General features: G+C 45.6%; 6 protein-coding genes, 1 tRNA gene, 1 other RNA gene and 1 pseudogene. 7 read left to right on the top strand and 2 right to left on the bottom strand.

What is annotated here, in order from left to right:
• Positions 1–311 precede the first annotated feature (311 nt).
• Both ssrA and IEV16_RS05730 read right to left on the bottom strand, forming a co-directional pair.
• Positions 312–664, bottom strand: a transfer-messenger RNA (tmRNA) gene (ssrA, locus tag IEV16_RS05735).
• An 89-nt stretch (positions 665–753) separates the two neighbouring features.
• Positions 754–2,052: pseudogene (locus tag IEV16_RS05730) on the bottom strand (metal-dependent hydrolase family protein).
• Between the two features lie 506 nt (positions 2,053–2,558).
• Here IEV16_RS05730 and IEV16_RS05720 point away from each other — a divergent pair.
• The 7 genes from IEV16_RS05720 (at position 2,559) to IEV16_RS05690 (ending at position 11,859) form a co-directional block, all read left to right on the top strand.
• Positions 2,559–2,837: a hypothetical protein gene (locus tag IEV16_RS05720; protein ID WP_188364709.1), complete on the top strand. Its 279-nt coding sequence runs from the start codon at positions 2,559–2,561 to the stop codon at positions 2,835–2,837.
• An 89-nt stretch (positions 2,838–2,926) separates the two neighbouring features.
• Positions 2,927–5,221: a TonB-dependent receptor domain-containing protein gene (locus IEV16_RS05715; RefSeq protein WP_188364708.1), complete on the top strand. Its 2,295-nt coding sequence runs from the start codon at positions 2,927–2,929 to the stop codon at positions 5,219–5,221.
• A 63-nt stretch (positions 5,222–5,284) separates the two neighbouring features.
• Positions 5,285–6,868 carry a peptide chain release factor 3 gene (locus IEV16_RS05710; protein WP_188364707.1) on the top strand — a complete coding sequence of 528 codons (1,584 nt, stop codon included), beginning with the start codon at positions 5,285–5,287 and terminating at the stop codon, positions 6,866–6,868.
• A gap of 74 nt (positions 6,869–6,942) precedes the next feature.
• Positions 6,943–7,019: transfer RNA gene (locus IEV16_RS05705), tRNA-Met, on the top strand.
• Positions 7,020–7,072: 53 nt separating this feature from the next.
• Positions 7,073–7,591 (top strand): chalcone isomerase family protein, encoded by a 519-nt coding sequence (locus IEV16_RS05700; RefSeq protein ID WP_188364706.1) that lies wholly within the window; start codon positions 7,073–7,075, stop codon positions 7,589–7,591.
• Positions 7,592–7,609: 18 nt separating this feature from the next.
• Entirely contained in the window at positions 7,610–10,588 is a 2,979-nt protein-coding gene (locus IEV16_RS05695) for an amidohydrolase family protein (RefSeq protein ID WP_188364705.1), read from the top strand.
• Positions 10,585–11,859, top strand: a complete 1,275-nt coding sequence (locus tag IEV16_RS05690; RefSeq protein WP_188364704.1) for an amidohydrolase family protein — start codon at positions 10,585–10,587, stop codon at positions 11,857–11,859. The genes IEV16_RS05695 and IEV16_RS05690 overlap by 4 nt, the downstream gene beginning before the upstream one ends.
• The last annotated feature ends 2 nt before the right edge of the window (positions 11,860–11,861 follow it).

The following is an 11,861-nucleotide window of genomic DNA, read 5'->3' as shown; positions in this document are numbered from 1 at the left end:
TTGGCCAAAAGGCTAAAGTTAACTAAAAACCATTGAAATAAATGGGGCGTTCATATATGTCCTAGATTATTTTTTTGTGAGGCAGGGTTTATGGCTTAATGAAAGGTGTATGGTGGTATTTTTTGAATTTGTGAGTAACTGAAGCTTGATGGAGGCGGCGGGATTATAAAATCACATCCATGTGATTTTCCCCTGCGGGCTGCCTTCGGCATTCAAATCGGCTATCCTGCCGATTTAGTCGAACCCACTTCGTGGGGTTCGTCCCGCGCCTCGGCCAATAAAAAAGCCACCCGATTGGGTGGCTGTTTTATTGGTGGAGGCGGCGGGAATCGAACCCGCGTCCGCAAGTCCTCTGCTTGAGGCTCTACATGCTTAGATTAGGCTTTTGATCTTATGTTGATGACTCCGCCTGTCGGGATTCATCAACACCAGTTTGGATTTAGTTTAACCCAACGCATCCAAACGGTACGTTGAGCGATCTTGCTGGTTATGACGGACAGTTCACGAACGCAAGAAATCGCGAGTGCCCGTTAGCAATTAAGCTGCTAAAGCGTAGTTATCGTCGTTTGCAACTATAACTTTGAAACTGAGTTTTACGAGGTGAATTTCGCCCTCGGCATGCACCTTCAAGTTTCGCGACCCACGTCGAAGCCAGGTCGCCCCCTTAATCGGTTCTTTACAAATGGGGTTTCAGAAACCTCATTTCAAGTTTTTAAATTGTATCATCGATTGCCTTAATAACAACTGAATTCATTATTCATTGACTGCCTTATCGGTGATATTTTTATAAACCACCCCTTCTTTCATCACAAATTGAACATCTTCCAGGGATTTAATGTTGTCCAGTGGGTTAACATCAACCGCAATAATATCGGCTTTATAGCCGACTCTAATTTCACCGATGTTTTTCAGACCGAGTAAATCAGCACTGTTTATGGTGGCAGACTGAATCGCTTCCAGTGCGGTCATGCCATGTTTCATCATAGCTGAGAGTTCTTTGGCATTGAGACCATGGGGAATTAAGGGTGAATCGGTGCCGAGGGCGATTTTAACGCCGGCTTTGATGGCTTTTTGCAGGTTTTCCTGGGCCAGCGGCAGTGTTTCTTCGGCTTTTTTGCGGGTAATCGGTGGCATTTTATCCACGTCTTTAAACACAAAATCAACCAGTCCTGATGTAGGCACCAGATAAACACCCTTTTCTTTCATCAGTTTAATGGCTTCTTTATCCACCATAGAACCGTGTTCTATGGAGGCGGCACCGGCTTTAATGGCGTTAATAATACCTTCGGTGCCGTGGGCATGGGCGGCGACTTTATAGCCATGACGATTAGCTTCTTCGACAATGACTTTCATTTCCTCGTTACTGAGTTGTTGGGCACCAACGGTGTCTTCTAAGGACAAGACGCCAGAGGTGGCGTGCATTTTAATGACTTTGGCGCCCTGCTTAATCTGATAACGCACAGCTTTCAGCGCTTCATCGGCACCACTGACCACGCCCATTTTATAATTAGGTTCCTATAAAGATGGCACCAGGCCCTGGGTTACATCACCGTGACCACCGAGTATCGTAATCATATGACCGGCAGGGATAATCCGCGGGCCTTTTATCCAACCAGCTTCAACAGCTTGCGCCAGTGAAGCACCAATCAATTCGTCGGTCACATGCAAGGCACCGACGTTCCTGACCGTGGTAAAACCCGCCATTAAGGTTAATTCAGCATTTTTAGCCCCACGTAAAGCCCCTTTGGTGGCCGGTTCCTGGGTGATAATGGCATCGAAATTACCCACATAATCAAGATCCAGGTGGGTGTGCATATCCATAAGACCCGGCAAAAGGATCTGTTCTTTTAGATTGATGATATGGGCATTGCCTGGTTGCTCGGCTGGATTGATGCTTTTAATCACACCATCTTCAATCAGTAATTCTGCCGGTGCAATTAATTGACCTGTATTCACATCTAAATAGGCTTTGGCCCGGATAAGGCTGATATCCGATGCAGCGGTCAGTGAGGTACTCACCCATAAACATAAGATAATCACATATTTTTTCATGGCGTTAAACGTTGAGCAAAGAAACAAGAATAACGCATTAGTGCATTGTTGAGGGAATAAATTTGGATGATTGTGACCTAAGAGAGAAATTTAGCACAAAAAAAGTGTATTCCCCCCAACCCCGAGATAGTAATTTGCGAGGGGAATACACCCTAAGAACGCAGTACGAAATACAATTTTTAAATCCTTTTGATGACAACTAAATCTTAAATCCATCTTGCCATTTAACTTATTAGAACTGTACATTGCGAACTTGCTGTCAAGTGTACGGTTTTTTTGAATAAAGTCATCTTATTTGCACGGAAAAACTGGTAAAAACAAAATTTTATACATATATATCAATGATTTAATTGATTTCATCTGTACCAAAAAAAATACATTAAACTGTCTGTTTTTTGCCACACGGTCCATTTTTTTTTACTTAAATCCGATAAAATTAACCAAAATCAATCGCTAAAACTGCAGCTCTCTATTGAAATATTTTTTTTCACGACTATGATGCAGACATGAACCGAACAAGCACACATTGGATTCTCTTGCTGCTGACATTGACTGTGTCGGCTGCTTTGTTACATGAAGTGGTTGTACATGACAACACCACCTGTACTGTCTGTGTGCAATTCCATGGAACACCACCGGTTATCGCTAATGGTGAAACCGGTATTTCTGTTGATTTCCTAACCGTTCAAGCCAGTCAACCCATTACCCAGGAACAGTCTGTACCTGTTCGCCCTTACCAAAACCGCACGATCCGTGCGCCACCTCAAGTTCTCATAACTTCCTAACTAAATAACATGCATTAAACATAATTGATGCATGTACCACTTTTTTAAACATGGCACACATGCCTGTCTGTGAATAATGAGAACAAACAATGAGATTAATTTATACATTCTGTGGCTGCCTGCTGGCAGCCGTTACTTTCGCGGCTGATGACGGCGTATCCGGTCAGCTTCTGTTAAAACAAAATCCGATTAAACAAGCCGATATTTATATCCACCAACAGGGTTTAAAGACCACAACTGATCATCAGGGGTTTTTTCGATTTAATACCTTAACGGCCGGTGAATATGAGCTGGACATCAAGGCCGGCGAGCAACATCATTACAATGTCCGGGTGGCTTTAACTGCAGATTCAAAGCCAATAGAACTGAGTACATTTGTGTTAGATGACCTGGTGGTGTCGGCGCATCCTTTGGATCATAATCAATTAAGGATGACTATGCCAGTTGAGATTATTGACGAAGATCAACTGGTGATGAACCGTTCATTAAGTATCGACCAAACGGTCAATCAAGTGGCCGGTATTCAATCGGGTAGCTTTGGCGCCGGTGCCGGTCAGGTGGTGATTCGTGGCCAACAAGGGCCACGGGTTTCGGTATTAACTAACGGCATCAACAATCAGGATGCCGCCGCCGTCAGTCCCGATCATTGGGTTAGCAGTGAGAGCTTACTGGCCAGCCAGGTAGAAGTCATCAAAGGTCCGGCCACCCTGCTCTACGGCGGCGGTGCCGTGGGTGGACTGGTGAATGTGGTGGATCAATCGATTGCCACCGCACCATTGGATGCTTTTAAGGGTGCCTTTGAGACCCGTTTTTCGGATAACACGCTGAATGAGCGTGCCGGGGTTTTGAGTTTAAATGCACCTTTGACTGAACGACTGATGGGTCATTTAAGTTATTTTTATAATGAAACCGATGATTATGAGATTCCGGGGTATGCCGAATCACATTATTTGCGTGAAATGCATAACCACGAAGCGCATGATGATGAGGAAGCGCACAATCATGAATATGGCCAACTGGCTAATTCCGCAGTGCGCACTTCAGGTTTACAAACCGGTTTGTCATGGCTAACTGACAATGGTTATTGGGGTATTTCTTTTCAAGATTTTGACCGTAAATATGGGATTCCCGGCCACAATCATTTAGAAGAAGGCCATGATGAGCATACCGAACATAAGCAGGAGACGCATGAAGACCATCGGGTGTGGATTGATTTAGATAAACAAGCCTTCCAGCTTCGGGGCTTACATCGTTTTGATGGCAGGTTTTTTACACAAATTAAAAGTCATTACGGTTATACGGACTACCAACACATTGAGTTTGATAATGGCGATCCGGCCACCACGTTCAGTAATGAAGGCCATCAGATGCGGCTTGAACTGAGTCATCAACACCGCTTTGGTTTCGAAGGTGTCTGGGGTCTGGACTGGTCCAACAGTGATTTTTCAGCACTTGGTGAGGAAGCTTACATTGTGCCGGCAACCACCGATAAGCTGGGGTTGTTTGCTTTAGAAGAACGGCAGTTTGGTGATTTGCACTGGGAATTAGGAGTTCGTGCTGATCGGCAGAAAATCTCCACTGATTTATTTCCGGATCACAGTGAAACCGCTTTGAGCTTTTCCACCGGTTTTAATATTAAATTATCTGAACGCTTCAGTGTGCCCATTCACTTAAGTTCAGCACAACGTTTAGCGACCGCGGAAGAACTCTATTCCAATCAGTCAAACATTGATGAACTCATTCCACATTTAGCCACCGGTTCTTTTGAGATCGGTAATCCGGACCTCAAAGCCGAAGTCAGTAATAATTTCGATATCGGTCTGAAATACCGGAATGAACAATGGTCAGCTAATGCCAATATCTTTTATAACCAAATGGATGACTTTATCTTTTTGGCTTATTCAGGTCAGATGATTGATGAATGGCCTGTTTATGAATATCACCAACAAAATGCAACGTTTAAAGGATTTGAAGCTGACGTCGCCTATTCATTTGATGATACTTTTAATAACCAGTGGACAATTAAACTATTCTCCGATGCCACCACAGCCAAACTGAATACTGGTGACTATGTTCCCCGTATTCCTGCCAACCGATTCGGCTTATCAGCTGACTGGTGGCATGGCGCCTGGTCAGCCCAATTAAAAACAACCCGGGTGAATAAGCAAGACAATCTGGCCTTGGGTGAATTACCCACAGATGCTTACACAAATGTTGATTTTAGTTTAAATCTATTACAGTTAACCGCCCATAATGAATGGCTGTGGTTTATAAAAGCTAATAATTTACTGGATGAAGATATCCGTGACCATGCCTCATTTATTAAAGACAAAGCACCTCGTCCGGGTCGTAGCATAACTGCCGGTGTTCGGGTGTCTTTTTAATCGATGTGAACAGTGCTAAAATGCGCCCCTGTTTGAATTTGCTCGAATAGCGGGCGCTCTTTTATGGAAAGCTTTAAAAACCGCAGAACCTTTGCCATTATTTCACACCCTGATGCGGGTAAAACCACCATGACCGAAAAACTGCTGTTATTCGGCGGTGCCATCCAGGTGGCCGGTGCGGTTAAATCACGCAAAACCGATAAACACGCCACCTCGGACTGGATGGCGATGGAACAGGAACGGGGCATTTCCGTGACTTCTTCGGTGATGCAATTTCCTTATAAAGAGCGGGTGATTAATTTACTCGACACCCCGGGCCATGCCGATTTCTCCGAAGACACTTACCGCACCCTGACGGCGGTGGATTCGGCCTTAATGGTGATTGATTGCGCCAAGGGTGTGGAAGAACGTACCATAAAACTGATGGAAGTGTGTCGATTGCGAACCACACCCATTTTTACTTTTATCAATAAATTAGACCGTGAAGGCAAGGAGCCAATTGAACTGATCGATGAAGTGGAAAATGTGCTGAACATTCAATGCGCACCCATCACCTGGCCGATTGGCATGGGCAAACGGTTAAAAGGTGTTTATCATTTCCTGAACGATGAAATTCTTTTATATGAATCTGGTAAAAACTATGAGAAACAACAAGCCAGAACCATTCAGGGCTTAGATTCTGCTGAACTTGATGAAGCACTGGGGTCAGAATTGGCCGCAGAATTTCGAGATGAAATCGAACTGGTTCAGGGTGCTTCCCACGAATTTGATCACCAAGAGTATCTGGCCGGTAAATTGACACCGGTGTTTTTTGGTTCAGCCATTAACAATTTTGGGGTTGAACCCTTATTAGACGCTTTTGTGAAATTCGCCCCCGAACCCCAGCCGCGAGAAACCCTGAGCCGTGTGGTTGTGCCGGGTGAACCGAACTGCACCGGCTTTGTATTTAAAATCCAGGCAAATATGGACCCTAAACACCGTGACCGGGTGGCTTTTATGCGTATCTGTTCGGGTGTTTTTGAACAGGGTATGAAGCTCACCAACACCCACACAGGCAAAGAACTGAAAATACCGAGCGCCCTGACCTTTATTGCAGAAAGCCGCGAATCCGTTGATAAGGCTTTTCCCGGCGACATTATCGGTATCCATAACCATGGCACCATCAGTATTGGCGATTCATTCACCGAAGGCGAAGACCTGACATTCACCGGCATTCCCAGTTTTGCGCCGGAGTTATTCCGTCGCGCCAGACTCAAAGACCCTTTAAAACTCAAAGCCTTACAAAAAGGTCTTGAACAACTATCAGAAGAAGGGGCGACTCAGTTTTTTAGACCACTCATATCCAATGACTTAATACTGGGTGCCATTGGTGTGTTGCAGTTTGATGTGGTCGCGCATCGCTTACAGCACGAATATAATGTCAAGGCCCTGTTTGAACCGGTCGATACCCGCATTGCCTATTGGGTCAGCAGTGAAGATGACAAGGCCATGAAGCAGTTTAAAAACCGCAATGAAGCCAACTTAGCCATTGATGGCCATGGACACCTGGTTTACCTGGCACCGTCCATGGTGAATTTACAACTGGCTCAAGAACGCTATCCGGACATTGTGTTTCATAAAACCACTGAAACACTGCCGGTTGAATAGGCTGGCCGGTCGTTGATTTTCACTAAAATAACTTGACAATGGCCACCATTTGATTAAAATTCGCGCACTCAAGTGGCTATATAGCTCAGCTGGTTAGAGCACAGCATTCATAATGCTGGGGTCGGTGGTTCAAGTCCACCTATAGCCACCATTTTCTGCTTATTTTATCCCTTCTTTCAGTCAGGTTTGTCTTATAATGACGGTATGAGATGCTTCCTGTTTATTATATTATTATTCAGCCAGTTCAGTTTCGGCGAGAACAATCAATGGGTTACTCTTGGCCAGACCACCATCGATTGGGGGTATATCACACCTTATCGTCTTGAACTTCAAGCACCAACCGGTCAACATGACCTAAAAGACATCCGCAGTGGCATGCAACCGGTGCGTTTTCAGCTGACCTGGTTATCGCCAAAAACCACACAGGAAGATGTGCGGGCTCATTTCAAGTCGTTGATTGAAAACCAATTGCCCTCCGCCGAATCGAAAAAATTCAATCAAGCAATCATTGAAAAACTCCTCAAAAAACTGCCTTCAACCCAAAGACATGACGTTTGGCATGTTGTTTTTTCACCGGATCAGGGTACATTGTTCGTACTTGAGCAACACGTGATACACATGCTCATCGGCGCAGAGGTCAACCGGGCCTTATACCAGGCTTGGCTCTTTCAAAACCCGGTGACCACGGCTAAATTGCTTAAACGCCTTAACCAGGCACAATAAAAACACAACGGCAGGATTATGAAAAAAACCTTCTTTCTTTTACTGATTAGTTTTACAGCGGGCGCATCCGGCACGCAACTCCCGACCGGAACCGTAAACGGTGTTCAGGACACACGCCATTCGGTGCTGGCCCTCACCCATGCCACCGTTCATGTTTCACCCGAAAAAACCCTCAAAAATGTTACCGTGGTGATTGAAGACGGGCGAATCCGAGAATACCTTGAGAATTCATCTGTGCCGGATCATGCGGTGGTGATTAATTACCGGGACATGCATATCTATCCCGGCTTTATCCACCTGGATGCCGAAGTCGGCCTGCCTGAACCCGCCAAAAGACCGCCGTTTAGCTGGGGCGGTCCGGAAACCCTGCAAACCACCGTCGATGGCGCATACAATACCAATGAAGCAATTAAGGCGAGTTACCGTGCCGCTGATGACTTTAACCCGAGCCAAAAAGCCAGCCGTGAATTGCGAGAAGCAGGCTTCACCAGTGCCTTAACCCACCGCCATGACGGAATCATGCGGGGTACAGGTGCTTTAGTCAGTCTCGCTGATGAACCGGCTCAGCTGACTGTATTGGCGGCTCAAGCCAGCCAACACTGGTCATTTGACAAAGGCGCTTCCAAACAGGATTATCCGGTTTCTTTAATGGGCGCAGTGGCACTCATCAGACAAACGTTGCTGGATGCCAATTGGTACACGCAACAAAACCAAATGACCGATCTGGATCTGGCTGCCCTCAACAACAACACAACATTACCGCATTTTTTTAGCGTTGACAATTGGCAACAAACTCTCCTCACACAAAAAATCAGCGATGAATTCGGGCTAACTTTTGTGGTTAAAACAGCCGGCGATTCCTACCAATCATTAAACCCTGTGGTCAACACCGGACAGACGCTGATTGTGCCGTTAAATTATCCCAAAGCCCCGGAAGTCAATTCCATACTGGACAGTTACCATGTTGAATACAGTGATTTAAAAAAATGGCAGGTGGCACCTTTTAACACCCGGCTGTTGGCTGAAAAAGGTGTTCGTTTTGCCCTTGTACCCGGTGACAATAAAAAAGGCCTCACAACGTTCTTGAGTGATCTTCGTAAAGCAGTGACGCACGGCCTCAGCGAGCAAACGGCATTGGCTGCTTTGACGACCGTACCGGCTACAATTTTAAAACGCCGGGATATTGGTCACCTTGAAAAAGGGGCTCGGGCCGATTTTATTGCCTTTGATCAGCCTATTTTTAATGACAAAGCACAACTTAAAGACAGTTGGGTTTATGGCGAGCGCATGGAAATTAACCCGCGGCTGCCATTGTCTGAAGGTAACTATACCCTCACACTGGACGACACAAGCCATCAAATCTCCGTCCATTTTAATAAAGGTCAGTTAACACTAAAACCCAATCAGGACACCGACCACACCTTTCAGGCCAAAATGGATGGTCAATTATTCACCCTCATTGTGGACGAACAATCTCCATTAATGGCCTGGGTGGCTGATGGTCAAATTAAGCCATTACCAACTGATCGAGATTGGATGATGACTTTTATACAACAATCTGAAAAAGTCACACAATCTGATTCGGAAAAAACTGTTAAAGACATTCCGAATATTCCCAATCCATTCACCGCTTATGGTCTGGCAAACTCTGCCACACCGGACAAAGTACTGTTCAAACATGCCACAGTATGGACCAATGAAGACGGCGGCGTTCTCGAAAACACCGACGTGCTGGTGGTGGATGGCCGCATTAAGACAATTGCGCAAGACATCGCAGATAACAAAGCCGATTTAGTGATTGATGCCAAGGGTAAATACCTGACCTCAGGTATTATTGATGAGCACAGTCATATCGCCCTGCTTTCAGTGAATGATGTGGCGGTTAATTCCAGTATGGTGCGTATGCAGGACGTGGTGAACCCTGAGGACGTCAATATTTATCGGAATTTGGCCGGTGGCGTTACCGCCGCCCAATTACTGCATGGTTCAGCCAACCCCATCGGCGGTCAGTCCGCACTGGTTAAAATGCGCTGGGGCGTTTCGCCACAAGAGATGTTAATTGACGGTGCCGATGGCTTTATCAAGTTTGCTTTAGGCGAGAATGTCAAACGTTCCAGAAACCAACAATCCGTACGCTATCCGCTCACGCGAATGGGGGTTGAACAAGTCTATCGTGATGCTTTCAATGAAGCCCAAAAATATCAAACAGCCTGGGATGATTACAACAATCTCAGCCGCTCTAAAAAGAAAAAAACCAGTCCGCCAAGGCGAGATTTAGCCATGGAAGCCACCGCAGAAGTAATCAATCAAGAACGTTTTATCAGTTGCCACTCTTATGTCCAGTCTGAAATTAGTATGCTGATACATGTGGCCGATGACTTTGATTTTAAGGTCAACACCTTCACCCACATTTTAGAGGGCTATAAAGTGGCCGATCAAATGAAAGCGCATGGTGTCGGTGCTTCAACCTTTGCCGATTGGTGGGCCTATAAATGGGAAGTGAACGAAGCCATACCCTACAATGCCGCGATTATGGATCAGGTGGGTCTGGTGACAGCGATTAACTCAGATTCAGCGGAAATGTCACGTCGCTTAAACCAAGAAGCCGCTAAAACCATTAAATACGGTGGTTTAACGGAACCAGAAGCCTGGAAAACAGTGACACTCAATCCGGCTAAATTGTTGCATCTGGATGATCGCATGGGTAGCATCAAAGAAGGCAAAGATGCCGATCTGGTGCTGTGGTCAGACAAGCCTTTGTCCATTTATGCCCAGGCCGTGAAAACCATGGTTGATGGTGTGATTTATTTTGACCGGGATAAATTAGGGGCTTTAGAAAAGACCATCGCTGCTGAAAAAACGGCTTTAATTAAACAAAGTCAGGCTTCAGGTGAAGAAAAAAAACCCCAGGCTGACGTTGCCCAGCCTACATTGCATTGCGACAGCTTAATCACCAAAGATGCCATCTTAGCCTTAGACAACGGAGCCGAATCATGAAAACACCATTGTTCACCCTGCTCACTTTACTTATTTTTCAGGCCGATGCCATCAGACCCAAACCGGCAGAACCACAAGTGGCGCCGGAAACTTTTATTAACGCCACCATTCACACCGGGGAAGGCGACGTTTTGAAAAACGCCATGCTGGTGATTGAATCCGGTCAAATCACATACCTGGGAGATTATCAACAAACGCAAACAAAAGGACAGGTCACGGATCTGAAACAGCAACATATTTATCCGGGTTTTATTTTGACCAACACAAACCTGGGACTTACAGAAGTGGATGCGGTGAATGCGTCGATTGATTTCAAAGAAACCGGTGAACTTAACCCCAATGTGCGCACCGCCATTGCCTATAATGCCGATTCCATGCGCATCCCGCCGATGCGTTTTAACGGTATTTTACTGGCTCAAGTGGTGCCGGTGGGCGGCCTGGTCAGCGGCACCTCATCTGTGATGCAACTGGATGCTTGGAACTGGAATGACGCCCTTATTCAGAATAATGATGGCTTGCATGTAAATTGGCCCGCTCAGAGAACCAAAAAGTTTGATTATGCCACTTTTAGCATGAAACTGGAAAAGGATAAGAACTATACTGATAAAGTCACTAAAATTAAAACTTTGTTCAAAGATGCCCAAGCCGGGCACAGCCCTGATAACATCAAACTGAACGCTGTTTCAGCCGTTTTTAACGGTGACAAGCAAGTCTATATCCATGCCAACACCCCCAAAGCGATTATTGAAAGCATTGAATTTATGCAATCCATCGGTATTCAAAAACCGGTATTGGTGACAGACTCCGCTGCTTTACCCGTGATTGATTTTATTATCTCCGCTGAAGTGCCTGTGATTGTTAGTTCAGTTCACGATTTACCTCAACGCACCGACAGTCCGGTGGAGCAACCCTATGCGGTGGCGGTTAAATTACAACAAGCCGGGGTGCTTACTGCCGTGACCTATCCGGGTTCCATGAGTGCACGTAATTTAGGCTTTACTGCCGGCACCACGGTGGCTCAGGGGCTGGATAAAAACACCGCATTAAAGATGATCACCTTCAATCCTGCCAAAATTTTAAAGATTGATGACCGTTATGGCAGTCTGGCGGTCGATAAAAGCGCCACGTTTTTTATCTCATCCGGTGATGCCCTGGATATGAGTGGTCAGCAATTAAAAGCTGCTTATATCGATGGCCGCAAAATTGATTTAAACGGAAAGCAACAAAAACTGTATCACCGTTATCACGATAAATACCAATTAACGGAATAATT

Origin of the sequence: Marinicella pacifica (assembly GCF_014636635.1) — a bacterium.
GTDB classification, from domain to species: domain Bacteria; phylum Pseudomonadota; class Gammaproteobacteria; order Xanthomonadales; family Marinicellaceae; genus Marinicella; species Marinicella pacifica.
This window is presented reverse-complemented; position numbering and strand designations above follow the sequence as displayed.